Below are 24,575 nucleotides of genomic sequence, written 5' to 3' on the forward strand. Positions count from 1 at the left end.
GTCGAGAAAATATAGTTATGTTAACGGCAATCGTAATAGATGATGAGCTTTTTGCACGAGAAGAGCTGACCGAATTACTTCAGGAATCGGGAGAAGTAGAGGTTATTGCTCAAGCTAGTAATGCTATTGAAGGGCTTAAGCTTATTAATACTCTAAAGCCGGAAGTCATCTTTTTGGACATTCAAATGCCGCAGCTTAGTGGTATTGAGCTTATCGGTATGCTTGACCCTGAAACCATGCCTCATGTGGTTTTTGTTACGGCCTTTGACCAATACGCTGTTCAGGCGTTTGAAGATAATGCGTTTGACTACTTGCTTAAACCAGTTGATCCCAAGCGCCTTCATAAAAGCCTTAATAGGCTGTTAAAAGTTAGGCATAATCTAGAAGCACCTCATACTCAGGTACAAATTGATGCTCTAATGCCAACGCAGCTTCAGCAAGTGCCTTGTATTGGACATAATCGAATCATGATTATTCCTCTACACGATATCGAAATGGCTTACAGTGACCTTTCTGGTGTTCATATTAAAACGGCGCAACAGACGGCAAGCAGCCAGCTTACCTTAAAAACATTAGAAGAAAAGACCGAATTACTGCGTTGTCACCGCCAATATCTTATCAATGCCAAGGCGATAAAAGAGATTCAATTGCTCGATAATGGGCTTGCTGAAGTGGTTACTCTCAGTGGAAGTATCGCGCCAGTTAGCCGTCGTTATTTGAAGCTATTGAAGCAAATGCTTGGTATCTACTAGAGGCGTGACCATAACCATTTACTAATCGTGAATACCGCTCAATTCTCCCTATGACCTCTTAACTTGATATTTTGCCACTGAGTGAAAGCTCAGATGCTTGTTTTTGGAAGTGCATTTATCTTCGTGACCACACTTATAAAAACAATCATTGAATGGGAAAATAATAATATGATGATGTTTCTTTTCTGTGTAGCTGCGCTTATTGCGGGTTACTTCATTTACGGTACTTTTGTCGAGAAAGTATTCGGTATCAAAGAAAATCGTACTACGCCTGCTTTTTCTAAGCGTGACGGTGTGGATTACGTGCCAATGTCTAAGAAAAAAATCTACTTAGTGCAGTTATTGAACATTGCTGGTGTTGGACCAATTTTTGGCCCTATTATGGGGGCTTTATATGGTCCAGCAGCAATGCTTTGGATTGTTTTGGGTTGTATCTTTGCTGGCGCCGTTCATGATTATTTCTCAGGAATGCTTTCTATTCGTAATGGTGGCGCTTCTGTCCCATCTATTACTGGCCGTTATTTGGGGAAAGGTGCAAAACATTTTATGAATGTGTTTGCAATTGTGCTGTTACTGCTTGTTGGTGTGGTATTTGTATCCGCTCCAGCCAGTATGATTACTAATTTAGTGAATGAACAAACAAGCACTACGATTTCTATGGGAGCTATGGTCGCGATCATTTTCGCTTATTATATTTTAGCCACGATTGTGCCTATCGATAAAATTATTGGTCGTTTTTATCCTTTCTTTGGCGCGCTATTGATTTTCATGTCTGTTGGTTTGATCGGGGCGATTGGGTTCTCTTCAGGGCATTCTATTTTAGCGGATTATCAGTTTAGCGATATGTTCACTAATATGAATCCAAACAATTTACCTCTTTGGCCTGCGTTGTTTATTACTATTGCTTGCGGTGCTGTATCTGGTTTTCATGCCACTCAATCACCATTAATGGCACGCTGTTTAGAGAATGAAAGAAACGGACGCTTCGTCTTCTTTGGTGCCATGATAGGTGAGGGGGTGATTGCCTTAATTTGGTGTGCGATTGCCTTGTCATTTTTTGGTTCTATGGGATCTTTGGGTGACGCTGTTGCTGATGGCGGTCCTGGCAATGTGGTATACACATCGTCCTTTGGTTTACTTGGGACTTTTGGCGGTATCATTGCTTTCTTAGGGGTAGTGATTTTGCCAATTACTTCTGGTGATACAGCATTTCGTTCTAGTCGTTTGATTTTGGCTGAATACTTCAATATGGAACAAAAAACACTGAAAAGTCGTTTGTTGATGGCGATGCCTTTATTCATAGTTGGTGGCGTGTTGACTCAAGTCGATTTTGCCGTGATTTGGCGTTATTTCGGTTTTGCTAATCAAATGACTGCTGTGATGATGTTGTGGACGGCTTCTGCATACTTATTACGTTTCAATAAATTGCATTGGATTTCGACTATTCCTGCGATGTTTATGACGGCGGTATGTACAACCTTTATCCTGAATAACAGTACATTAGGCTTTGGTTTGCCAATGCAACTATCAACTATCATTGGCATCGTTGTGATGTTATTAGTGACTGGTTATGTGATCAAAATCTCGAAAGGGAAAGGTGACCCCGAGTTAGATCAGATTGAAGAAGACAAGTTAAACATCAAGCCAACAAAAGCAAAAACAGTGTAGAAAACACTTTTTCTATTCAGATAAAAAAGGTTAATTGGGGAAACTCAATTAGCCTTTTTTTATGCCTGCATTTTTTCATCGTCGACACAATACGGATACAAGTCTGAATAAGATAGAAGAATTGAGCTGTATTGATCATAAAATAGTTTCTAGTGTTGTTCTTTTCTACATGAGTGGCTTTCCATTTTTTATTCATGGCTATTGAGGCACAGCTAGGTAGAGACCAACTGTCAGTGTTTTGTCATAAGATCTTAAAAAATATTTACCTTAAGTTGTTTTTTAGTAATGTTTAATTATTTTTTAGAAGCAGTTAATCCTTTTTGTGAGATTTTGTTTATCAGGCGTTTACTTCTGTAATAAAAATTAAATTTTTTGTAAGTCGTTAGATTTAATAGGAATTTTATTGTTTTTAGATGGTGAAGTTTATTTTTAAAATCGAAAATTAGATTGAGTGTTTACTTAAAATGTATGCGTCTTCAAAGCGGATAAACGAATGAATGCAACCTTGATAAGCAAATAGAAACTAACTAAACGGTTTTTTTTATCTAGGATCTTGGTTGTGTTAGCGAGATAACCCAAGGAAAAAGAAAAGATGATAAAACGAGTTGGGTACTTATTATTTGCTTGTACGTTTGACGCTTTTTGTAGCAGTGACGTTAACTTGACTTTGGTCGGTTATATTCCTTCGAAGTGTGAATTTACCGCATTAAATAATAATCTAACAATATCATCTAAAGGTTACGCTAGTACCGAATTGGTGATTGATTGTAATTCACCTATGCGAGTATCAATGCAGTCGAAAAATGGTGGCTTAAGTTATCAGCATGGTACTCAAATAAATAGCTATAACGTTACTTGGTCTATTGAAAATTTGGGAAAAAGTGAAACTTATTCTTCTCATCTTCTTAAAACGACACAGTATATAAACGTTGGAGATATTTTATTTAAAAGCATGGCAAAGTTACAACTTGAACTGGTTGAGCCATTAACTTATGCGGGAGATTATCAGGATGTAATTCGCATAGAAATGACTCCATCTGCTGTTTCTGGTGGAGTTTGGTAGACATTAATTTTTAAATCTAATCCACATTATTGAAGGAATATTACAATGAAAAAGTTAATCGTATTATCAGCAATTGCAACTTTGTCATCTGGCGCAGTGTTAGCAGGCAATCTTGATGTGGGCGGTTCAGTCCCTTCAGTTTGTGAAGTAGCTACCTCAGCTACGTCAGTGCATTTCTCTCAACTAACACAAGGTGCGACGTTTCAGCTTCCAATTACTAGTTTGAAATGCAATGACTACGATGGAGCGACAGTTACTCTGACATCGTCTGAAGGTCACATGCAAACTGTCGATGGTCAAGACGGTACTGGCGTTGGCTACACTGCACAGTTTAAAGCAGGTCCATATGACTTCACTTTGAATGCGACTACTGGTGTGGATGATTTGAAAGAATCACAAAGTAAAAATGGCTCTCCTGCGTTAGCAGCAGGTTACAACTCAGGTAACATTTTTATGACTGTTACCCAGACTCCAACCTTCGCTGGTAACTATACAGATCAACTAATGTTATCAATTACAGCTAACTAAGAAAAAACAAAAAAAGGCAGTTTAATACTGCCTTTTTTTGAATTAGGAAAAAAATTATGCGATATATTATATTTTTTATTTTTGTCTTTAGCTCTTTTCCTATATTTGCTTTTCAGGTACAACCAATGGTATCTGAAATACAGCCTACAGGAAGTCAATCTCAGCAAACTATACGTGTTTTGAATAATTCAGATAAATCTTTAACGGTAGAAATATTCGCGTTAGATTTATTAGTAAATAAAAATGGAAAAGAGGAACTTCGTCCAAATGATGATGATTTCTTAATTATACCTTTGACAACTATTATTCCACCTGGAAAGACTCAATCCGTAATTATAAGGTATATCGGAGAACCTGTTTTATCTGAATCTAAGTCTTATCGAATAGCGATTAACCAAGTGACCGTTGATCTTGGTGAACTAGATGGATCAGGTATTGGTATGGCGCTTAGCTTTAAAACATTACTTAATGTTGTACCGAATGATGCTAAAGCTAATTTAGTAATAAAGAATAAAGAGCAAGTAGATAAAGAAACGTGGAGCGTGTTATTAGAAAATAAAGGCAATAAATTTATTCGTCTTTCTCAGGCTAAATGGGTAGTGAAAAATAAAGGTCAAGTTTACAAATTGGAAGGTCAAGATTTAAGCCGAGCATTAGATGGGAAGTTTTTGTTACCAAATTCTAGTCGTAAGGTATTTATAAAAATTCCTTCGAAATTTAATGCGAAAAAAAGTGATCTGGAAGTGATCTTATAATGTGTAATTTTATAAAGGCTTTTCTATTTATATCTTTATCCATGATATCACCCATTTATGCTATAGAAGTTGCTCCAATGGTAATTACATTTTCACCATTTGAAACATCACAAATTCCTTCTAGCACAATATACAACGATCTTTCTAGAGATGTGGCATTTGAAATTCAAGTTTATGAAGTTAGATTTGACCCTTTAGGTCTATCAGAGCCGAGTCTCATACCTTTGGAAGATTCTCCTTTATGGGTTTTTCCTCCGCTATTATATTTGAAATCAGGTAAAAATCAGCGGATTCAATTTCGTTGGTTGGGCGAGGCTGTTCCTAAAACTGATAAAACATATCAAGTCAGTTTGATCGAGCAGTCGGTAAAAAATGAACCAGAAGAAAAGCAATCAAAGCTAACTGTTTTGCTCAATATTAATCTCATTGTGCATATTGATCAGTTAAAAATGCTTCCAAATCTAAATATTGAAAATATTACTTTAGATCAGGACTCTATAGTAGCAAAAGTCGTTAATAATGGTGATGGAGCCTCTCGGTTAAGTGATTATGATATGTCAATATTTTATAATGGAGTGAAAAGAGCGATGTATTATAAAGATCAATTAAAATCACAAGGGTATGATGTTTTTTTTCCTCCTTTAAGCTCAGCTTTTATTAGGGTTCCTCTTGATTTTTTTGTTGCTAATTCAAATTCAAAAAAATTGCATATAGAGTTATTTAAATAAAATGCGACATTTGATTTTTGTGTGTTTTTTAGTACTTATTACGTTGCCAGCGCACTCAAAAATCAATCCAACAAAACGTAATATTGAATTAAGTGTGGAGGCTGAGATGAATAAAAATGCGATCGGAAAATTAACACTAACTGTCACGCCAGAAGATAGTCTACTACTACATTGGAATGAGGTTGAAGCAATTTTTGAACGTTTTTTGTATTCTGAAAGTCTCGTAGAAATCTCTAAAAATGTTCAGAATCAATTGATTTCTACAAAAGAACTTGAAATCTATGGATTAGCCTTTGTTTTTGATTTGAGTGATTTTAGTCTAGAAATTTCTGTTCCGTCTAACTTAATAAAACCACAATTTTTAAGTCTTAAGTTAAATGCAAGACCACTTGATCCGTTACATGAATCTAATTTTAGTGGCTATATGAATGTGTATTCAAGCTATTTTTATCAAGATGGCTTCTCTTCTACTGGAAATAATGAACAGTCAGCCATTCGTACCGAAATGGTTGTGAATATCAAAAAATGGGTTTTAGAAAATGAAGCTGAATATGATTCTGAAAAAAGTGAAAATGGTCCAATTTTTAAAAGACTAGGTACTCGCTTAGTCCATGATATTCCTGACAGTGGGCTGAGAGTAACACTAGGTGATAAAAATACAACAGGTAGCTATTTTCAATCCTCATCGAGCATTTTAGGTGTCGCCTTGTCTCATAATTATTCTCTTGTTTCAGATGATGTTGTTCGTCCAAGTGCTTCAAGGAGTTTTACTTTAGATAATCCATCATCAGTTGAGGTTATTTTAGATGATCAAGTAATACAACGATTGAATTTAGATTCTGGAATATACCTTCTAGATGATATTCCAATTAAGGAAGGTAATAACAACATTATTTTAAGAATTACGGATAATGTAGGCAAGGTTAGTATCATTAACTTTGATGTGACCACAGGACTAAATTTATTTGCTGAGGGTGATTTGAAATATGAACTTTTTTTTGGCGTCCCTTCAGAAGTAAGCGAAGAAAAAAAATATAACTATGACGATCCTCTTATAAGTGGCTATCTTGATTATGGAATCACGACTGCATGGACCGCTGGTATGAATGCTCAAGCTGATGAATACGTACAACAAGTTGGATTTAAAAATATTGTAGCGACAAAGATTGGTCAGTTTGCATTTGAAAATTCGTGGAGTATTAGTGATGAGCTAAATGGTAGTACTTATCGAATTGTATTTAACACTTTTACCGATCCCAGCATTAAGCATAGAAGTTTTAGTGTGGGTTATGAACATTCTAGTCAGGATTATTTGTCATTAGGTTATAGGCCTGACCAAAACAACGATTTTCACCGGCGAGAACATATTTTTCAAGCAAATTATAGTTATTTTAATACCCCTAATTTTCAAACTTATTTATTTGTTAATGCTTCTACAACATATGGAGAAGAAGGTGTTGATAAAACGATAGGTGCTAGCTTTTCCCACGATTTTGATAATGGTCAATGGCGATATAATTTTGGCGGACAATGGGAGGAAAATAGTGGCAAAGAGGGTTGGCGGGCAAAACTCTCTTTATTATATAAATTCTCAAATACTCAAAGTGCAAGACTTTCTCAACAATCTGGCGGAAAAAAAACACGTCTAGAATTCACGCAAGACAGTAATCGTCGTTATGTGGATTCATTCAATTACCGAGTTGGAGCGGAAAAAAATGATCAAGATGAAGCCGAATTTGATCTGTATGCACAATATAATGCGAATCGTTTTTTAACTAGTGTTGATCACACTAGTTCCTATCAGGAACTTAATTCGCAATCAGCCGACTATCAAACTCGCTTTAGTTTTTCTTCTAGCATTGCTTTTGCTGGAGACGATTGGGCGGTAGGCAAACCTATATATGATAGCTTTGCTTTAGTTAAAGCCCACTCAAGCCTAGAAGGTAAAAAAATTACTTTAGGAAAATACGATAATCAGTATCGAGCAAGTAATGAAGATTTTTCCACCATATTGCTAAATGATATTAATTCATATAGCCGTTCAACAGTAAGTGTTGATGTGAATGATTTAGCTCCAGGGTACGATATTGGATCTGGTGTTATTTCTTTTTATCCATCCTACCGAAGTGGACATCAAGCCGTAATAGGTACGGAAGCGAATATTTCTGTTATTGCAACGTTGCTTGATGAGCAAGATGTACCATTAGCATTACAAGTTGGAACAGCTGTTTGTACTACAGATAGTAAAAAAACAGAGATAGATTTTTTTACCAATAAAAAAGGAAAATTTGCATTGACTGGTCTTATGCCCTGTCAGTATGAAATCACCTTAAATAACGATAGACAGTCTAAGTTTTTGATTGATGTTAAAGAAAATGAGCAGTTACAGAGGAAAGGGGTGATTCATGTACATTAATAAGATAAGACTTATTTTTAGCGGTATGATTTTTCTGATGTTACCCCAATATGTTATTGCTCAGTGTGATGCAAGAATTGGAGAAATAAGACACCTTTATGATGACTTTGAAAGTTACTATTCATCACAACCTAGTCCGGCAAGAAAAGAATTTCGCATAAACTTAGTTAATGATAACAACTGTAATGCTTATATGATATTAACAACAGAAAATCAATATCAATTAAAAGGACAATTTCAGTCTATTAATTACCATATTAAAAATAATAGTCAGAACTTAATTTTTCCATCAAGAGCTCGATTTATATTTATTGATTCTGTAGCAGATATTAATTTGTTTATTCCTGTTGGTACAATAGTTAAAGCTGGAGTATACACAGATAATTTAATTATAAAATTGTTTGATGAGAATGATGCTTTACTAGATGAAAAATATTTTGAAATTCAGGAAGATATAATTGCCCGTGCGAGTATGTCAATTCTTGGCTATAATTCCCATAGCAGTAATGTCTATTTGGGAGAATTAATACCAAGAAAAGAATATAGCATGTTGCCTAGTTTTAAGGTTATAACGAATACGGATGTTAAATTGACAGTTCTTTCGGAGAATAGAGGTGAGTTAAGGCACAATGTTTATAAAACTAGATATACTGTTGGCTATCTTATTAATTTAGATGGCGAATGGGTGGATTTGAAACAAAATTATAGCAGGGTTTTTTCTTATAACAAAAGAAATGATTTCTTTATAAGTTTGAAAATGAGGATAGATGATTTCAAAAATCAAGCTGCAGGTGAATATACAGATATTCTTAGATTTCAGATAAGTCCTCTTAACTATTGATCTTGTTAAAATTCGATTTACACCAGATTCTAGCTTGTTGTTTGTTTTTTACTTCAATTTTTTGGTAGATTTTATGTAAGTGAACACGAACTGTTGCTTCACTTATAAATAGACTATCAGCAATAGCTGTATATTCTAAACCAGAATACAATAATTTTAATACTTTTATTTCCTTTCTAGTTAAATTATTTGTTCGTAATGTAGTGTGTTGCTCTTCTTCAAGCATTTGTCGAGTCCAGCAATCTGTTACTGACCTTGGAAACCATAATTCACCTTGTTCGATTGCTTTAAAACCTTGTTCGAAAAGAGTTTTATCTGCATATTCAAAAAATATACCTTTCAAGTTTGGCCATGATTTTAAATCAGAAAAGTCTGCATTCTTAGGTACATCAAAAATAACAAGCCCCTGCTGTCCATTTTTCTGCATGAACTGACTTAAAAGTTCATGGTTGGTAATTACATTTAATGTTTTATAATTAACAAGTAACAAATTGTAATCGACAGCTTCATAGAGTAGAGGACTTTGCTTTTTATGATCTAAGTAGTTGATTTTTTTATTGATTTCTATTTCAACATCCATAATCTCTACCTTTATGGTATTTTAAATACTTATTTAATATATTCTTAATCTTTTAATATTTCAATAATTAATTTAATTAATATTTCCTTATTTTAAATTAATGATATCTATTAAATTTATAATTTTTATTGATTTCAATTTTTAGCAATGAGATGGTTTTATTTATGATTTATATTTTTGATGTAAATTTAAAAATGAAACGTTGTTTTGTAATTTTATTTATCTTATTTTTCTATAAGTATTATCAGTTTTTTGGTTTGTAGTTCTCATTTATATGTTATGGATTTTTTCTTTTCCTTATATTTTTACTTCGCATATCTAGATTTATATCAATTTTTTTTGAAATTTAAGCCGCTATTGCTGTTAAAGAGTCTATGATGATAGAAGACAAAAATACATTTAACGAACGAGCTTGTAAGCGAGGTCGATTACGATGGAAGTGAAGCTGCATGGAATTTAAAGATTATTATAAGATTCTGGGTGTCGCTGAAAATGCCGATGCTTCTGCGATAAAAGCAAGCTATCGAAAACTTGCTAGAAAATATCATCCCGATGTCAGTAAAGAAGCTAATGCTGAGCAGAAATTCAAAGAGGTAGGCGAAGCCTATACCGTTTTAAAGGATCCAGAAAAGCGTGCTGAATACGATATGTTGCGTAAGCAAGGTTCTCGTCGAGCTGATGGTGGTTTCCAGCCACCACCTGATTGGCAATCAACTCATGCAGGCCAAAGATCCCATAATCAAAGTAGTAACGCAGATTTTAGTGACTTTTTCGATTCTATTTTTGGAGCGAGTGGCGGAGGCGGAGGGTTTCGTCAAGCGGATGATTTCCAGCGCTCGAACAATCAACGAGGCCGCGATATACATCATAAAATTGCTTTATTTTTGGAGGAAGCACATCTTGGCTGCCAACGACAATTATCTTTGCGAGTTTCCGAGCCAGACCAAAACGGTTTTATAAGGCAGCGAGATAAAACTTTAAATGTAAAGATCCCTGCAGGTGTTATCCAGGGACAGCACATTCGTTTGTCGGGGCAAGGCGAAGCGGGCATTGGCGAAGGAAAAGCAGGGGACTTATTACTTGAAATTGAATTCGCGCCGCATCCTTACTTTGCGGTTGATGGCAAAAATATTTTACTTACTTTGCCTATTACTTGTTGGGAAGCTGCTTTGGGAACCAGTGTAGAAGCACCGACGCTTAATGGTAAAGTAAAGTTAAAAATCCCCAAAGGCGCGACCAGTGGTAATAAACTTCGTATAAAAGGCAAGGGTTTGGTTGGTAAGTCAAGTGAAGTCGCTGGAGATCAGATCGTGACCTTACAAGTGAGTTTACCAAAAGTACACAGCAGTAAAGCCGAAGCGCTTTATCAACAATTATCTGAGTGTGAGTCGGAGTTTAACCCACGCCACGTATTCGAGAGGTAGAGGATGTCTAAATCAGAGATAGTGGTCATTGAATCTCAACATGAGCATGTGTTATTTACTCTAGAAGAGGTCTGTGAACGATGTGATATTCATGTAGACATCATAGTTGAAATGATCGAATACGGTATTGCGGAACCAGTTGAACCAATTGAGCAATCAACGGAATCTATTTGGTATTTTAATAGCCATGCATTAGTTCGATTGCAGCGGGCGCAACGTCTGATGAATGGGTTGGAATTAAACCTATCAGGTGTGGCTTTAAGCCTTGAGTTGATGGATGAAATTGAAGAGTTGCAACAGCGGATCGTCATACTTAGCCGTCAATTGCCATAGAATTACGTTTTGCTGTATGCATTAGCAATTGTTTTGAATGCTTAGGGATGGTTTTAATTATGCGTATAAAGTGAAAGTAGGGACTGTTACTATAATAGTGAAATATGCTGTTTACTTTTCACTATTATAAATAGGCCTACCAAATCATGTTAAGAGGTTTCGATACTTTTAGAAAACGCATTACTCTATTATCTGGCGGTTTGTTGCTTTCTCTAAGTTTGGTGCTGATTACCTCTTTCTATCAACTGACTTCTAGTCGACTTGCAACAGCCAGCGGTGAATCTCTGGTAAATCTTAGCCAATCTATTTCAAATATGTTGTCGGCTAATTTAATGGAGCGTGAACGTGAGGTTGTCCTGCTTAGTAAGCGTACTTCCTTATATGAAACTCAAGACTTAAGCGGATTGCAGTACGCTATTGATCAAATTAAAAGCTCCTACAAGGATTATGCTTGGATTGGTTTTGCTAATGTTGATGGAGTGGTTTTAGCGTCAAGTAATGGAGTATTGAAAGAGGCAGATGTCAGTCAGCGACCTTGGTTCATTAGTGGTCAATCAGGTCCTTTTATTGGTAATGTGCATAAAGCGTTATTGCTTGAAAACTTGCTGCCTAAGACTAAGGATGGCTCGCCAATTCGTTTTGTCGATTTTGCCGCTCCTGTAATAGGTGAAAGTGGTGAGTTGAAAGGCGTAGTCGCGACTCATGCAGATTGGGCTTGGGTTAAAGAGGTTTTGTTATCTTCTTTGACCGATGCTTCGAAACGAAAAAATATCGATATCTTTATTATCGATAATGAGCACAGAGTTTTATATCCAGACTATCATTTTCCTAATGATATTGAAGTACCAAAAACACTGCCTAAAGATGGCCAATTTAAATCGTTGCTTTGGCAGGATGACAAAGAATACCTAACCAGTTTAGTTTCGGTACGCTCTCCTGAATCAACAGATCTTGCTTGGCAAATCGTTGTACGTCAGCCATTGTCTATTGCTATGTCAGCAGTAAATGAAGTTCATAAGTTGTTACTTTTTTTTGGTGTGTTTGCGACATTGCTTTGTATGCTGCTTGCCTATCAATTTGCGGGCACATTAAGTCGTCCATTGGAGCGATTAGCGCTGACAGCAAAGAGTATTCAGCAGGGAGATAGAAAGGTAACTTTTCAATCGGATAGTAAGTTGATAGAAGTGGCAAGCTTAAGTCGTTCTTTGCAGGAAATGATGTCTTCTTTATTGATGAGAGAGCAGTCTTTGATGCAGATGAATGTCATGCTAGAGACAAAAGTAAAAAATAGAACGGCAGAGTTAGAAGCCAGTAATCGGTCTCTAGAAGCGATTGCTCGTAAAGATCCACTAACACACATCTATAATCGTTTGGCTTTAGATGAGGCGTTACATAAAGAGTATCGCCAAGCACAAGAGTCAAAATGTCCTTTTGCAGTGATTATGACAGATGCAGACCATTTCAAAAGAGTAAATGATTCTTTCGGTCACACTGTGGGAGATTTGGTGCTGCAAAAAATCGCAAAATTGCTTACCGTGCAAGTTGGAGAAAAAGGTATTGTCGCTCGATTTGGCGGTGAGGAATTTACTGTGTTGTTACCAAATATGAATGCTGACGAAGCAAAAAACATAGCCGAAATGATTCGCGAAGCACTTGAAAAAGAAGAGATGAGCGACGGGCTTTATGTTACGGCGAGTTTTGGTGTCGCTATGTATGAAATAGATGATAGTCATTATGAGCAAGTGCTTAACCGTGCCGACGCCGCTCTCTACAAAGCTAAAGAGCAAGGTCGAAATCGTGTAGTTGTTGGTGCTTAACAGAGTTGTCTTTATACAAGTTCCAGAGGTCTTATTGCTATATCGGAATGCTCCTCGCTAGTTGCATTAGATACTCATGCTTTAAAAACCTAGACAAAAAATTACGATACGAAACAGGATAAGGATGAAAAAAACAGTACTATATACATTCGTTCAATGACATCGTCATCAAGTGATGCAAACTCAGAAGGGGATTTATGAAATTTTTTTTGAGTTGTGTCTTGTTCAAAACAAAAGCCTATAAAGTCATCAACTTCTGTTCTATTCGGCAATTTTTGATACTGGTATTGTCTTCGTTTTTAACCATCCCAGCTTATTCAGTAGAAGTCCATTCTAGTGATTTTCCCCCATCTTCTGATATATCGCCTGTGCTTACTTTAGGAATGCCTGGCCAAGAAGTCTTGATCTCTATGGCAGATATAGAGTCATTGCCTATGTTTGAAACTTCTGAAATGGTTCATTTTGATGGTCCTCAAGGACGCTTTAGTGGTGTTTGGCTGATTGATTTGTTGAAACAATACGGCTTAAACGATGCGCCAAGGCTGCGCTTTATTGCTATAGATGGCTACGAAGTGTTTATTACAAAAGAAAATAGGGATCGAAAACAGTATCTAATGGTGACACGTTTAAATGGTTTGCCTATTTCTCCTAATAATTTAGGTCCCTTGTTGTTAATTATTCCATCTGATGTTGGCCTTGCTTCACACCTTACGGAAAGTAAGAACTACTGGATTTGGGCACTCAACGAAATATTAATCCAATGATTACAACCAGCATTAAGCAAATACAAGTCAGAATCTGGCTAGTTTTTATTCTATTTTTAAGCCTTTGTATTTGGGCTGTATCTTATTTTCAACAGCAATCTAGGCAGTTGCTTGGTTCGAATTTTACGGCTCTGGCTATTGATATCACTCAGGCTCAAGAAGATGTTCATCTTTTGAAGAGCTCTTTGTACTATTTAGAAACAGATAGCCCATTTTTTGATGTGAAAGGGTTAAAAAAAGTCATATTACGAATCCAATATCGATCTCCTCTAATCGATAGAAAGATACGTGACAGTACAATTGAGGACTTTGTTTATGCCGATAGTATAGGAGTGCTAAGCGAAGTTAATATGATTTTGCCAACAGTAAATCAACAGATTGTGTTATTCGAACAAGACAAAAGTACAAAAAACATACTAGTAAAGCAACTTACACAATTAGAGTTGGATCTGGCTCTGACCTATGATGGGTTACACTATATGATTCAAACTGCTTCCGATGTGGAGCGTCGTCTAAAGACTGAGCTTACGTTTTTAATTTGGGGGTTGATTGCCACAATACTGGTGGTTGTTTCGGCCCTTTTGTTTGCGTTGATTCGTCTTTATCAACACAAAGAAATCCTGATCATACAAAATAATAGAGACCATTTGACACAATTACCTAATCGACGTTTTATTACTGAAAAGGCGCAAACGGCTCTGCTTAATAGACCAAAAAAAATTGGCTTTGCTATTTTAGATTTAGATTTTTTCAAAAAAATAAACGATTTGTATGGCCACCCAGCGGGCGATGAAGTGCTTAAAGTGATCGCCAATATACTTGAACACTCTATTTCTGCTCCTAGTTTTGTCGCTCGACTTGGCGGAGAGGAATTCTGCATACTGTTTTTAGATAAGACACAAAATGAAGCGATAAAAATTTGTGAGGAAATCCGCCAAACAGTTGAGCAAACTAAGATCAAGGTGAACAATAGTGCTTTGATTCACATCACACTCAGTACAGGTCTTTACCACCATGAAGGAGAGCGACAAACTACCTTCAGTCAAATCTACCAATATGCAGATCAAGCTCTTTATCTTGCTAAAAAACAAGGTCGTAATAAGCTCGTACTTCACGATAATAATCTTGAATTTTGATTTTTCTGGTCCAGCGAGAAAAATCAAAGCTTTAGAATGTTGCACTAAAACTGCGCATTGAAATGTATAAAATATTTATAATTTTCGATATTTAGGTCTTAGGGGCTGTCTTCTATACTATTTTTTAATATTCCATTTTGGTGCAATAAAAATTCATTTTTTCCCATTTTTGTGCAATTTAAATTTATATTTAACAATATTTAAATTGAATTGCGCCACCTTTAAAAACCTGTAATATGCATAATTCTGACCATTCGGTCATATATTATTCACATTAAAAACACAGTATTGATTGAGGGGAAACGAATGAGTAAAACACTTTTAGGTCTTTCTACTTTGCTTCTTGCTAGCACAGGATTTGCTGCAGATTATTCAGATGATATTCATAAAAATGATTATTCTTGGCGACAATTCAATTTGATGTACGCATTTGACGAGCTACCAGGCGAATCAAATCATGATTATCTTGAAATGGAATTTGGTGGTCGTTCAGGTGTTGTTGATCTATATGGGTACCTTGATATATTCAATGTGACCTCAACCGATAGTAATGATAAATCTGACGATGACAAGATGTTCCTCAAGTTAGCGCCTCGTTTTTCATTAGATGGTATGACTGGAAAAGATCTGTCGTTTGGTGCAGTACAAGAACTTTATGTATCAACTCTGTTTAGTTTAGATGGAGGTAAAAATGGTACAAATAATTCCTTTATAGGTCTAGGTGCGGACGTCGATATGCCTTGGTTTGGTAAAGTAGGTATGAACTTATATGCTTTATATGATCAAAGTTTTGGTAGTCGAAATGGTTGGAATGGCTATCAGTTTTCGGCAAACTGGTTTAAACCTATTATGAACTTTGATGGTGGTTCATTTTTAGCGTATCAAGGTTATGTGGATTATCAGTTTGGTATGGATAGTGATTATGTAACCGCTACTGATGGTGGAGCGACGTTTCAAGGTTTGTATTGGCATTCTAAGCAGTATGCATTGGGTTATGGTTTGAAAATTTATAAAGATGTTTATGGTATTAAAGATTCATCTGGATTTAAATCTTCAGGCTTTTCTCATTACATCTCTGCTACTTACAAGTTCTAAAAAGTTTTAAAAGCAAAAGTCACCCTCCCAAAAGCCAACTGTCATTAGTTTTGATGGTTGGCTTTCGTATATTTGAGATTAATTTTGTTTATTTTTTAATCTTTTTAATGCATCGTTTTTCTATGAAACGATAGCGTTTCAGTTGATAACTTCTATTAAATACCTAGTAAATAGCATTTAAAATCTTTCAATTTGCAGACAAGTGTCTTTTTTTGTCACAAATTCGTCACTTATGATTTCTATACTTCGCTGCATCTTATTGTTGTCGAAGAAGGTCATCATGAACATCAAAGATGTTGCAGCGTTAGCGGGTGTTTCACCTGCGACTGTCTCTCGATGCTTAAATAATACCGGTCCGTTAAATGAAGTAACGCGTGCTCGTATTGAAAAAGTGGTTGAACTAACTGGCTATGATGTTAATCAGGCTTTTAAACAGGTGGATTGGAATCACAACCCTACTATCGGGGTAATGATCCCAAGTTTACTTAATCCAGTATTTTCTGAAATTGTGTCGGGGATACAGAAGCGAGCTCGCCATTTCGGCTATTCCGTCATTGTTGTTGATACCCAATATGAACGTAGTCTTGAAAAGCAGGCGATTATCGACTTGATTCGCCAGCGTGTCGCAGGCGTGATTTTGACCACCGCCTCGGTAGAAGACAACGAAGCGTTGTCTTTATTACGCGAGTTCAACTTTCCTTTTTGTCTCGTACATAACCAATCGTCAGATGAGCCTTGCGTGTATGTCGATAACTATCAAGCAGGCAGCGAAGTCGCAGAACAATTCTTGGCGCTCGGACACAAACGAATTGGCATGGTGGCAGGGCGTTTTCAATCTTCTGATAGAGCCAAACAGCGATATTTGGGCTTTACCGAGTGTTTGAAAAAAGATTCATCTTTATCTTCTGTGCAGTTGGTCGAAGTCGATCAATACGCCTTAACACCATTTGATCAAACCCAATCGTCTCTTTTTGATTCCTCAAGCGCACCAACTGCCTGGTTTTGCAGCAATGATTTGTTGGCGTTAAAACTAGTAAATCACCTCAAGACAAAAGGTGTTCTTGTGCCAGAAACCGTCTCAGTCGTTGGCTTTGATGGTATGGCGTTGGGGCAAATTCTGTATCCCCCATTGGCCACGATTCAGGTGCCGCATCATGATATGGGGCTATGTGCTGTGGATTTGTTGTTTAACGCTAAGCATAAATCAGCGTTGTCTTTAGCAAGAAAGTTAGATTACCAAACCCACTTTGTGGGAACCGTGGCTGAATGTCAGCCATCCATAATGCGAAACGTTCTTTAAATAGAAGGAGAAAGTTCGATGAGTATCTTTAAAAAGGTTTCTAAACTGGCGGTTCTATCGTTAGGACTAACAGCAGGAGCGTCTTACGCAGCGGATGCAATTTGTTATAACTGTCCACCGGAATGGGCGAATTGGGGTGGACAGCTTGAACTGATCAAAAAGGATCTAGGTATTTCCATTCCAATGGATAACAAAAACTCGGGTCAGTCTTTGTCGCAATTAGTCGCAGAAGAAAATAGCCCCGTGGCCGATGTGGTTTATTACGGTGTGTCTTTTGGTATCAAAGCGGCAGAAAAGGGCGTTGTTGCATCCTATAAACCGAAAAACTGGGACAAAATCCCTCAAGGTCTAAAAGATCCCCAAGGTCGCTGGTTCGCGATTCATTCTGGCACCATTGGCTTTTTTGTTAATAAAGATGCGTTAGATGGTAGACCCGTTCCGCAATCATGGAACGACCTTTTAAAGCCAGAATACAAGGGCATGGTTGCTTATCTTGATCCGACCAGCGCCTTTGTGGGTTATGCCAGTGCGGTGGCCATTAACCAATCTTTTGGCGGTGATATGAGCAACTTTACCCCAGCAATTGATTACTTCAAAAAGTTGGCTAAGAACCAACCGATTGTTCCGAAGCAAACCGCTTACGCTCGTGTCATATCCGGTGAAATCCCGATTCTTCTTGATTACGACTTCAACGCATACCGCGCTAAATACAAAGACAGTGCGAATGTGCAGTTTGTCATTCCTCAAGAAGGCTCTGTTGTTGTGCCTTATGTGATGAGTGCGGTGAAGAACTCGCCACATCCAGAAAATGGCCACAAAGTATTAGATTTTGTTTTATCGGATAAGGGTCAACAAGTATGGGCTGAAGCCTACCTTCGTCCTGTCATTGCCACTGCAATGACGCCTGAAATTGAAGCGAAATTCTTACCTGAGTCGGATTATAAACGCGCCAAAACCGTGGACTTTGCCAAGATGGCAGAGGCTCAAAGTGGTTTTGCTCAGCGATATTTAAACGAAGTTCGTTAATGTAATGATGAAAAGAGCGGGAAGTATGCCGCTCTTTTATTTACTTGCTCGTATTTAAGAAATCATGTAACGAAATATTTTTATGAAGAAAAACAGACAATATTCTCTATTAATTATTCCCGCGCTGATTGTCAGTCTGGCATTTTTTCTATTGCCTATGGCGAAGCTGGTATGGCTGTCATTGGCGGAGCAGCATGGCATTAGCTATTGGTACATCTTGACCAAGCCGATGTATTTAAAAAGCCTTTGGTCGACCTTTTTACTGTCTGCTGTGGTGACCATAGCCAGTTTGGTTGTTGCTACTATTGTGGGACTATTTTTGACTCGCTATGAGTTCAAAGGCAAATCGATATTGGTCGCGATGTTGAGTTTTCCGTTAGTGTTTCCCGGTGTGGTGATTGGTTTTTTTGTCATCATGTTAGCGGGTCGACAAGGCTTATTTGCTGAGCTTGGTCTTACCCTTACGGGTGAGCGTTGGACATTAGCCTATTCTATCTCCGGTTTGTTTATTGGCTATTTGTACTTTTCTATTCCTCGTGTCGTGCTTACCGTGATGGGCGCGGCAGAGAAACTGGATCATAACTTGATCGAAGCGGGCCGCTCGTTAGGCGCTAATCGCTGGCAGTTATTACGAGATGTGACTTTGCCTGCTTTAACACCGGGTTTGATTTCCTCTGGCTCTATTTGTTTTGCCACTTCCATGGGCGCTTTTGGTACAGCGTTTACCTTGGCGACCAATCTGAACGTTCTACCCATGACGATTTATACCGAATTTACTCTAAACGCGAACTTTGCCATGGCAGCGGCATTGAGCTTGATTCTTGGGTTTATTACTTGGTTGTGTTTGACCATCGCGCGTCGCCAAGGTGGTTCGTCATTAGGAATGGGAGGCTGATATGAAAAAGGGGATGTATTTTTATTTGCAGCTTGCTTTCACCTTGCTCGTTTGTGCTTTCTTGATTGTGCCGATCTTTATGTCGATCACGGCAGGCCTAACGAATAACTATTTTGTTGGCGTTAAGAGCGGCCTGACTCTTCGATGGGTTGAGCAGGTGTGGACACTGTATTCCGATACCATTTGGTTAACCATGGAAATTGCCTTGGTGACCACTTTGGTGAATCTCTGTGTCGGGGTGCCTTGTGCGTATTATTTAGCGCGTACACGGAGCAAATTATCAGCGTTTTTGGATGAATGCTTGACGCTACCCATCGCCATTCCCGGTATGGCAATTGCGCTTGGTCTGATTTCTGTTTATGGCGGTATCAGTGAATTTCGCATGAGTTGGCTGTTTATCTTAGTTGGGCATGTGATCTTCACTTTGCCTTTCATGGTGAAGTCAGTATTGGCGGTTTTACAAAGCATTAACTTTCGTGTGTTGGAAGAAGGAGCTGCCAGTTTGGGGGCGAGTTTTTGGCAGCGTTTTTTTCATGTCATCGTGCCCAATTGCAAAACAGGGATTGTCAGTGGCATCTTGATGACACTGACTTTATCCGCTGGGGAATTTAACCTGACGTGGATGTTGCATACACCACTGACTAAGACCTTGCCAGTTGGTTTGGCGGATTCATATGCCTCCATGCGTTTGGAAGTCAGCTCAGCCTATACGTTGATTTTTCTAGGAATGATTTTGCCTTTATTGATCGCCGCGCAGTGGTTGAATCGCAAACCCAAACGCACTGCTTAATCCGGATTTAAACGCATCTACGAATAAACAAGATGAGTAACATAATGAAAAATGCATCAACAAGTGTAGCGATCACCTTAAAGCAGGTTCAGAAAACCTTCTCTGATGGCACATTGGCCTTGAAACCCTTGGATCTACACATTGAAAAGGGTGAAATTTTAGTTTTACTTGGGCCTTCTGGTTGTGGCAAAACCACGACGTTGCGCCTTATAGCTGGCTTAGAGTTTTGTGATCAAGGCGGCCAAATTTTGTTTGGTGAAAGAGATGTCACCAACGTTGCCATCGAACAACGTCGAGTCGGCATGGTGTTTCAATCCTATGCCTTGTTTCCCAATATGAACGTGAGCGAGAACATCGCTTATGGATTGCGAGTACGTGGTGAAAGCAAAGAGTTAAAAGAGAAAAAAGTCCAAGAAATGCTTGAGCTGTTTGATCTAGAACCTTACGCCCACCGTGGCATTGATCAGTTATCGGGTGGTCAGCGTCAACGAGTCGCTTTGGCGCGTGCCATTATTACCGAACCTGAAGTGCTCTTGCTCGATGAGCCTTTGTCTGCCTTGGATGCCTTACTGAAAAAACGCTTGCGAACGAACATTAATGCCTTGTTGAAACGTTTAGGCATCACGGCCGTCTATGTAACTCATGATCAAGAAGAAGCCATGGCGATGGGAGATCGTATTGCGATTTTGGATCGTGGTGAAATTGCGCAAATTGGTACGGCAGAAGAGGTTTATTTATCGCCTAAAAGCGAGTTTGTGGCGAATTTTATTGGTCAGATGAACCACTTTGATGGCCTGCTGAATGGTCAAGCCCTGTCTTTTAGATCGAATTTTATTCCGTTACCTGAAACCTTGTATTCCACCTACAAAGAGGGCGAGCGAATCCGTTGTATGACGCGTCCTGAAGATGTGCGATTAACTTCGTTTGAAGATGCCACGCTAAAAGGCGCTGTTTCACATAGCGTGTTTTTAGGAGACAGAACACGAGTGCTAGTCAGCGTCGAAGGGGTGAAGGAGTTGGTACATGTGGATTGTTTTGAGCGAAAGCGCTACAGCAAAGGTGATCGGGTTGGCTTAGTGATTCCACCTTTATGTCTTGTGTTGTTGCCTAATCTTGGATCGGAGGAAGTAGTATGCTAATTGCTCAGTTAACCGATTTACACATCAAAAAGAATGGCAAAATCGCTTATCAAAAAGTAGATACTTTGCAGTGCTTAAAAAATGCAGTAAGTCATATAAATGCTTTATCACCTCAACCTGATTGGGTGGTGGTAACCGGTGACTTAGGCGATTTTGGTACGCCTGAAGAATACGATGTCTTAGTTCCTGAGCTAAAAAAACTTAAGGCGCCTGTTAAAGTGATCCCTGGTAATCATGATCACAGGGATCACCTTCGTGTAGCTTTCGATGGATTTGCGAGTTTTGATCACCCTGAATACTGCCATTTTTCCCAATTAGTCGATGGCTACCATTTAATTGGTCTGGATTCCTCTGTCTTAGGTAAACCTTATGGAAGACTAACGCCAGAATCGTTAGCTTGGTTGGATGCCAAGCTTTGTGAACAAAACGTATTGCCGACAATGATTTTTCTTCATCATCCGCCGATGAAGGTGGGCATTGATCATATGGATGTGCAAAAACTTCTCAATGACGATGCTCTATGGCAAGTGCTTCAACACCATGAACAAGTCAAAGGTTTGGTAGCAGGGCACTTACATCGTGCCATATACGCCACATGGAATGGCTTGCCGGTTTGGGTTGGACCATCTCATAGCCATGCCGTGACCTTGGATTTAAACCCCAATGCGCCATCGAAGTTTTCCTTGGAGCCGCCAGCCATTCAATTATTTAAACTTGGACTAGATAGTGTCGTGAGTCATATCAGTTACATTGAGTCAGGAGAAAAGTCGGCAGGACCGTTTCCCTTTTTCGACGAGAACAACAAGCTGATTGATTGAGATTTTATCAGTTTTTATTAGTTTGAGAGCCTGTCATATTGCATGACAGACTCTCGCTTTATGACAGGTGAGTTTTCGTATTAGATATTATCTTCTCCCCACGCTGGGTAATCACTGTATCCTATCTCAGAACCGCTAAACAGCGTCGATCCGTCGAAGGAGGCAAGAGGTAAGTTTTGCTCTAAACGTCTCGGTAAATCTGGATTCGCTATAAAGTCTCTCCCAAAAGCAACTAGGTCAGCATAGCCATTTGAGATGACCCATTCCGCGCTAGGAAGGTCGTATTTACCAGCAACTATTATTAGACCACTGAAATTTTGGCGTATTGTTTGTCTAAAAGATTCGGTGAACGTTGGTGCATCGTCCCAATCAGCCTCGACAAGGTGTAGATAGGCAATGCCTAGACAATTTAAGAACTCAGTGGCGTCGCTAATTGTTGGTAAAATATCTGGGCAATTCATACCTCGTGCGGTTAAAAACGGCGCTAAGCGGATGGCTGTGCGCTGTGGACCTATTTGGTCGGCCACTGCAATAACTACTTCTTTTAGGAGACGCAGACGGTTTTCTCGTGAGCCGCCATATTCGTCGTGTCGAATGTTGGAGGTGGTGCGAAGAAATTGATCGATCAAATAACCGTTTGCTCCGTGAATTTCAACACCGTCGAAACCTGCATCTATTGCATTTTGTGCCGCCTGTCGAAAATCCTTGATGATGGCTGCAATTTCTTCTTTGCTTAATGCTCTAGGAGTTGGGCAATCGACCATGATTCCTCTATTGGTGGTAGGGTCTACTTTCCATATTTGTCCTTCAAATGGCACCGCGGAAGGGGCTACAGGCAAATCTCCTTGGTGAAAATCTGGGTGAGACATACGGCCAACGTGCCAAAGTTGTAGAAATATTTTACCGCCTTTGGCATGAACCGCTTTCGTCACTAAGCGCCATCCTTCCACTTGTTCTGCACTGTGAATTCCAGGAGTAAAAGAGTAACCCTTTCCTTGCGGTGAGATCTGCGTCGCTTCGGTAATGATAAGCGCTGCTGATGCGCGTTGTGCGTAATAGATCGCATTCATTTGATTTGGAATATCACCTGGTTGAGTGCTTCTAGCGCGAGTCATTGGCGCCATAACAACACGATGTGGTCGTTCTTGTCCTAAAAATGTTAGCGGTGAAAAAAGTGTTGTCTGAGTGGTATTGTTCGTTGGCATTTTGGTTATCTCCTAATGAATAAATGACTATCTAAGGGAATATTATTCATCTGTTTTATCTTTTTGATAATTGGTCTATTGTTTGAGCTATTATCAAATTATTTGGAATAATGATGCAGAATATTGGTGATATTAGACTGTTTGTCGAAGCGGCAAACTTAGGAGTTATCTCGGCGGCGGGTCGCAAGTTGGGATTGTCGCCAGCCGCTGCGAGTGCGCGGCTTAACAATCTTGAAACGCAATTAAAGTCTAGATTGTTTGAGCGGACAACGCGCAGCCTTCGTCTTACTGATGAAGGCAAAGCTTTTCTGTTGTATTGCCAACAAGGCTTGCAGGCGCTTGATGATGGTTTTGCTTTTCTAGAAAATCGCACTCAGGCTGTTAGTGGTCGAATTCGTATATCAGCCACATCAGACTTTGGCCGACATATGCTTACTGGCTGGCTGGATGAATTTAATGCGATTTATCCTGATGTGCAGTTCACTTTGTTACTATCTGATTCTTTATCCAGCTTGCATCGTGAGGATATTGATTTAGCCATTCGTTTTGGCGAGCCTCAGGATAGTTTGTTTATTGCCCGTAAATTAGCGAAAAATAGGCGTGTATTGTGTGCCTCTCCTGATTATCTTAAAAGATTTGGCTATCCCCAATCTCCTGAGGACCTTGTTCGGTTCCCTTGTATTGTCTTAAGTTCGAATAATGGCCCGATCATTGATTGGCGCTTCACTAGTGCAGAGGAAGTAGAAAGTGTCCGGGTTTCGATGGACAATGCACGAGTAACGAATGACGGCGCGGTAGCTCGTCAGTGGGCGATGGATGGTCATGGAATTTCCCTAAAATCTATTTGGGATGTGGCGAAGGATATTCATGAAAAACGTCTGGAAATAGTATTACCAGAATGGACCTCTGCTGAGGTTCCTGCTCATGCTTTGTATCATCGTAATCGCTATATGCCAGCGAGAGTCCGAGCGTTTCTTGATTTTCTACTTAAGCGTTTTGATGAAGAATCACAGCGTTTATTGCCTATTTAATCGTGGTGATGTTCATGGCGAACATCACCAGCACATTATGCAGACTCGGACACAACCACCAAACAGCCAAGGTTTTTTGAATAAGTATCTTTATAGCTCTTGTTCATGGTTGTTCTCTCAGAACGTATTTATACATTACAGTTCACCCTCAAATAACAAGGTTGCTCCCTTGTCGGTATTTACGCTCATTCTGTTTGTCTGTATCAAGTCTTGAGTTGTATTGAGCGTTTCGGAGGATGGAGTTAGCCAGTCAACGGGAAGCTCATTTGTAGAGGAATAAATGGGTGCATTAACAGGAAGTATGTCTGCAGCACTCACGGCAGAGGTGTTTGCCAAGATATAATTGGACGCATCAGCACCTCCAAGTCTTATATTGAAAATGCTTACCATTTTATTAGTACCGTAGTTATTATCGGTAAATGCACCTGAAGCGGACGCTACCATTAAGTCATCCCCAGACACCATGCCAGT

The 24,575-nt window shown here is 38.7% G+C and carries 25 protein-coding genes; 21 read left to right on the forward strand and 4 right to left on the reverse strand.

Annotated elements, in window-relative coordinates; genetic code table 11:
• The first annotated feature begins 17 nt into the window (after nucleotides 1–17).
• The 8 genes from btsR (at nucleotide 18) to CCS02_RS20195 (ending at nucleotide 8,751) form a co-directional block, all read left to right on the forward strand.
• Nucleotides 18–752: a two-component system response regulator BtsR gene (btsR, locus tag CCS02_RS20160; protein ID WP_100637530.1), complete on the forward strand. Its 735-nt coding sequence runs from the start codon at nucleotides 18–20 to the stop codon at nucleotides 750–752.
• 168 nt (nucleotides 753–920) lie between these two features.
• Complete coding sequence (locus CCS02_RS20165) at nucleotides 921–2,420, forward strand: carbon starvation CstA family protein (RefSeq protein WP_100637549.1); 1,500 nt, start codon at nucleotides 921–923, stop codon at nucleotides 2,418–2,420.
• Nucleotides 2,421–3,012: 592 nt separating this feature from the next.
• Nucleotides 3,013–3,483: a hypothetical protein gene (locus CCS02_RS20170; protein ID WP_100637531.1), complete on the forward strand. Its 471-nt coding sequence runs from the start codon at nucleotides 3,013–3,015 to the stop codon at nucleotides 3,481–3,483.
• A 45-nt stretch (nucleotides 3,484–3,528) separates the two neighbouring features.
• Entirely contained in the window at nucleotides 3,529–4,011 is a 483-nt protein-coding gene (locus CCS02_RS20175; protein WP_100637532.1) for a hypothetical protein, read from the forward strand.
• A gap of 56 nt (nucleotides 4,012–4,067) precedes the next feature.
• Complete coding sequence (locus CCS02_RS20180; RefSeq protein WP_100637533.1) at nucleotides 4,068–4,766, forward strand: hypothetical protein; 699 nt, start codon at nucleotides 4,068–4,070, stop codon at nucleotides 4,764–4,766.
• Nucleotides 4,766–5,494 (forward strand): hypothetical protein, encoded by a 729-nt coding sequence (locus CCS02_RS20185; RefSeq protein ID WP_100637534.1) that lies wholly within the window; start codon nucleotides 4,766–4,768, stop codon nucleotides 5,492–5,494. The genes CCS02_RS20180 and CCS02_RS20185 overlap by 1 nt, the downstream gene beginning before the upstream one ends.
• 106 nt (nucleotides 5,495–5,600) lie before the next feature.
• The gene (locus CCS02_RS20190) at nucleotides 5,601–7,910 is read left to right on the forward strand and encodes a fimbria/pilus outer membrane usher protein (protein ID WP_232728928.1); all 2,310 of its coding nucleotides are present in this window, start codon (nucleotides 5,601–5,603) and stop codon (nucleotides 7,908–7,910) included.
• On the forward strand, nucleotides 7,900–8,751 hold the full coding sequence (locus CCS02_RS20195) for a hypothetical protein (protein WP_100637536.1): 852 nt from the start codon (nucleotides 7,900–7,902) through the stop codon (nucleotides 8,749–8,751). The genes CCS02_RS20190 and CCS02_RS20195 overlap by 11 nt, the downstream gene beginning before the upstream one ends.
• Here the strand turns inward: CCS02_RS20195 and CCS02_RS20200 are convergent.
• Entirely contained in the window at nucleotides 8,741–9,331 is a 591-nt protein-coding gene (locus CCS02_RS20200) for a LuxR C-terminal-related transcriptional regulator (protein WP_100637537.1), read from the reverse strand. The two genes, CCS02_RS20195 and CCS02_RS20200, sit on opposite strands and share 11 nt — an antisense overlap.
• Nucleotides 9,332–9,780: 449 nt before the next feature.
• On the opposite strand from CCS02_RS20200, the gene CCS02_RS20205 reads away from it, so the two are divergent.
• The 12 genes from CCS02_RS20205 (at nucleotide 9,781) to CCS02_RS20260 (ending at nucleotide 21,868) form a co-directional block, all read left to right on the forward strand.
• The gene (locus tag CCS02_RS20205; RefSeq protein ID WP_100637538.1) at nucleotides 9,781–10,755 is read left to right on the forward strand and encodes a DnaJ C-terminal domain-containing protein; all 975 of its coding nucleotides are present in this window, start codon (nucleotides 9,781–9,783) and stop codon (nucleotides 10,753–10,755) included.
• A gap of 3 nt (nucleotides 10,756–10,758) precedes the next feature.
• Nucleotides 10,759–11,088 (forward strand): chaperone modulator CbpM, encoded by a 330-nt coding sequence (locus CCS02_RS20210; protein ID WP_100637539.1) that lies wholly within the window; start codon nucleotides 10,759–10,761, stop codon nucleotides 11,086–11,088.
• A gap of 146 nt (nucleotides 11,089–11,234) precedes the next feature.
• Nucleotides 11,235–12,905: a GGDEF domain-containing protein gene (locus tag CCS02_RS20215; protein WP_100637540.1), complete on the forward strand. Its 1,671-nt coding sequence runs from the start codon at nucleotides 11,235–11,237 to the stop codon at nucleotides 12,903–12,905.
• 197 nt (nucleotides 12,906–13,102) lie between these two features.
• Nucleotides 13,103–13,669 (forward strand): hypothetical protein, encoded by a 567-nt coding sequence (locus tag CCS02_RS20220; protein ID WP_100187132.1) that lies wholly within the window; start codon nucleotides 13,103–13,105, stop codon nucleotides 13,667–13,669.
• Nucleotides 13,666–14,805, forward strand: coding sequence for a GGDEF domain-containing protein (locus CCS02_RS20225; RefSeq protein WP_100637541.1), 1,140 nt, complete (start codon nucleotides 13,666–13,668; stop codon nucleotides 14,803–14,805). Before CCS02_RS20220 ends, CCS02_RS20225 begins: the two co-directional genes overlap by 4 nt.
• A 306-nt stretch (nucleotides 14,806–15,111) precedes the next feature.
• The gene (locus CCS02_RS20230) at nucleotides 15,112–15,900 is read left to right on the forward strand and encodes a nucleoside-specific channel-forming Tsx family protein (protein ID WP_100187134.1); all 789 of its coding nucleotides are present in this window, start codon (nucleotides 15,112–15,114) and stop codon (nucleotides 15,898–15,900) included.
• A gap of 280 nt (nucleotides 15,901–16,180) precedes the next feature.
• Entirely contained in the window at nucleotides 16,181–17,200 is a 1,020-nt protein-coding gene (locus tag CCS02_RS20235; RefSeq protein ID WP_100637542.1) for a substrate-binding domain-containing protein, read from the forward strand.
• A gap of 18 nt (nucleotides 17,201–17,218) precedes the next feature.
• Nucleotides 17,219–18,226 carry an ABC transporter substrate-binding protein gene (locus CCS02_RS20240; protein ID WP_072842425.1) on the forward strand — a complete coding sequence of 336 codons (1,008 nt, stop codon included), beginning with the start codon at nucleotides 17,219–17,221 and terminating at the stop codon, nucleotides 18,224–18,226.
• 82 nt (nucleotides 18,227–18,308) lie between these two features.
• On the forward strand, nucleotides 18,309–19,121 hold the full coding sequence (locus CCS02_RS20245) for an ABC transporter permease (protein WP_100637543.1): 813 nt from the start codon (nucleotides 18,309–18,311) through the stop codon (nucleotides 19,119–19,121).
• Between the two features lies 1 nt (nucleotide 19,122).
• Complete coding sequence (locus tag CCS02_RS20250) at nucleotides 19,123–19,911, forward strand: ABC transporter permease (RefSeq protein ID WP_072842427.1); 789 nt, start codon at nucleotides 19,123–19,125, stop codon at nucleotides 19,909–19,911.
• Nucleotides 19,912–19,955: 44 nt separating this feature from the next.
• The gene (locus CCS02_RS20255; RefSeq protein WP_100637544.1) at nucleotides 19,956–21,050 is read left to right on the forward strand and encodes an ABC transporter ATP-binding protein; all 1,095 of its coding nucleotides are present in this window, start codon (nucleotides 19,956–19,958) and stop codon (nucleotides 21,048–21,050) included.
• Nucleotides 21,044–21,868, forward strand: coding sequence for a phosphodiesterase (locus CCS02_RS20260; RefSeq protein ID WP_072842429.1), 825 nt, complete (start codon nucleotides 21,044–21,046; stop codon nucleotides 21,866–21,868). Before CCS02_RS20255 ends, CCS02_RS20260 begins: the two co-directional genes overlap by 7 nt.
• Nucleotides 21,869–21,948: 80 nt before the next feature.
• Here the strand turns inward: CCS02_RS20260 and CCS02_RS20265 are convergent, their stop codons facing one another.
• On the reverse strand, nucleotides 21,949–23,073 hold the full coding sequence (locus CCS02_RS20265; RefSeq protein ID WP_100637545.1) for an alkene reductase: 1,125 nt from the start codon (nucleotides 23,071–23,073) through the stop codon (nucleotides 21,949–21,951).
• Between the two features lie 113 nt (nucleotides 23,074–23,186).
• On the opposite strand from CCS02_RS20265, the gene CCS02_RS20270 reads away from it, so the two are divergent.
• A complete protein-coding gene (locus CCS02_RS20270) occupies nucleotides 23,187–24,104 on the forward strand; it encodes a LysR family transcriptional regulator (RefSeq protein WP_100637546.1) in 918 nt (305 codons plus the stop codon).
• Nucleotides 24,105–24,139: 35 nt separating this feature from the next.
• On the opposite strand, the gene CCS02_RS22580 is transcribed toward CCS02_RS20270, so the two are convergent.
• The gene (locus tag CCS02_RS22580) at nucleotides 24,140–24,211 is read right to left on the reverse strand and encodes an ESPR-type extended signal peptide-containing protein (protein ID WP_072842433.1); all 72 of its coding nucleotides are present in this window, start codon (nucleotides 24,209–24,211) and stop codon (nucleotides 24,140–24,142) included.
• Nucleotides 24,212–24,239: 28 nt separating this feature from the next.
• Nucleotides 24,240–24,575, reverse strand: a 336-nt coding sequence (locus CCS02_RS20280; RefSeq protein ID WP_198515429.1) for a YDG domain-containing protein, incomplete at its 5' end; no start/stop codon positions are given.

The sequence above is a fragment of the Marinomonas sp. ef1 genome, assembly GCF_002806845.1.
GTDB lineage: Bacteria > Pseudomonadota > Gammaproteobacteria > Pseudomonadales > Marinomonadaceae > Marinomonas > Marinomonas polaris.

Excerpts from the sequence above, each read along its gene's own strand:
- btsR (WP_100637530.1), top strand. The coding sequence starts at position 18 with ATGTTAACGGCAATCGTAATAGATGATGAGCTTTTTGCACGAGAAGAG.
- CCS02_RS20165 (WP_100637549.1), top strand. The coding sequence starts at position 921 with ATGATGATGTTTCTTTTCTGTGTAGCTGCGCTTATTGCGGGTTACTTC.
- CCS02_RS20170 (WP_100637531.1), top strand. The coding sequence starts at position 3,013 with ATGATAAAACGAGTTGGGTACTTATTATTTGCTTGTACGTTTGACGCT.
- CCS02_RS20175 (WP_100637532.1), top strand. The coding sequence starts at position 3,529 with ATGAAAAAGTTAATCGTATTATCAGCAATTGCAACTTTGTCATCTGGC.
- CCS02_RS20180 (WP_100637533.1), top strand. The coding sequence starts at position 4,068 with ATGCGATATATTATATTTTTTATTTTTGTCTTTAGCTCTTTTCCTATA.
- CCS02_RS20185 (WP_100637534.1), top strand. The coding sequence starts at position 4,766 with ATGTGTAATTTTATAAAGGCTTTTCTATTTATATCTTTATCCATGATA.
- CCS02_RS20190 (WP_232728928.1), top strand. The coding sequence starts at position 5,601 with ATGAATAAAAATGCGATCGGAAAATTAACACTAACTGTCACGCCAGAA.
- CCS02_RS20195 (WP_100637536.1), top strand. The coding sequence starts at position 7,900 with ATGTACATTAATAAGATAAGACTTATTTTTAGCGGTATGATTTTTCTG.
- CCS02_RS20200 (WP_100637537.1), bottom strand. The coding sequence starts at position 9,331 with ATGGATGTTGAAATAGAAATCAATAAAAAAATCAACTACTTAGATCAT.
- CCS02_RS20205 (WP_100637538.1), top strand. The coding sequence starts at position 9,781 with ATGGAATTTAAAGATTATTATAAGATTCTGGGTGTCGCTGAAAATGCC.
- CCS02_RS20210 (WP_100637539.1), top strand. The coding sequence starts at position 10,759 with ATGTCTAAATCAGAGATAGTGGTCATTGAATCTCAACATGAGCATGTG.
- CCS02_RS20215 (WP_100637540.1), top strand. The coding sequence starts at position 11,235 with ATGTTAAGAGGTTTCGATACTTTTAGAAAACGCATTACTCTATTATCT.
- CCS02_RS20220 (WP_100187132.1), top strand. The coding sequence starts at position 13,103 with ATGAAATTTTTTTTGAGTTGTGTCTTGTTCAAAACAAAAGCCTATAAA.
- CCS02_RS20225 (WP_100637541.1), top strand. The coding sequence starts at position 13,666 with ATGATTACAACCAGCATTAAGCAAATACAAGTCAGAATCTGGCTAGTT.
- CCS02_RS20230 (WP_100187134.1), top strand. The coding sequence starts at position 15,112 with ATGAGTAAAACACTTTTAGGTCTTTCTACTTTGCTTCTTGCTAGCACA.
- CCS02_RS20235 (WP_100637542.1), top strand. The coding sequence starts at position 16,181 with ATGAACATCAAAGATGTTGCAGCGTTAGCGGGTGTTTCACCTGCGACT.
- CCS02_RS20240 (WP_072842425.1), top strand. The coding sequence starts at position 17,219 with ATGAGTATCTTTAAAAAGGTTTCTAAACTGGCGGTTCTATCGTTAGGA.
- CCS02_RS20245 (WP_100637543.1), top strand. The coding sequence starts at position 18,309 with ATGAAGAAAAACAGACAATATTCTCTATTAATTATTCCCGCGCTGATT.
- CCS02_RS20250 (WP_072842427.1), top strand. The coding sequence starts at position 19,123 with ATGAAAAAGGGGATGTATTTTTATTTGCAGCTTGCTTTCACCTTGCTC.
- CCS02_RS20255 (WP_100637544.1), top strand. The coding sequence starts at position 19,956 with ATGAAAAATGCATCAACAAGTGTAGCGATCACCTTAAAGCAGGTTCAG.
- CCS02_RS20260 (WP_072842429.1), top strand. The coding sequence starts at position 21,044 with ATGCTAATTGCTCAGTTAACCGATTTACACATCAAAAAGAATGGCAAA.
- CCS02_RS20265 (WP_100637545.1), bottom strand. The coding sequence starts at position 23,073 with ATGCCAACGAACAATACCACTCAGACAACACTTTTTTCACCGCTAACA.
- CCS02_RS20270 (WP_100637546.1), top strand. The coding sequence starts at position 23,187 with ATGCAGAATATTGGTGATATTAGACTGTTTGTCGAAGCGGCAAACTTA.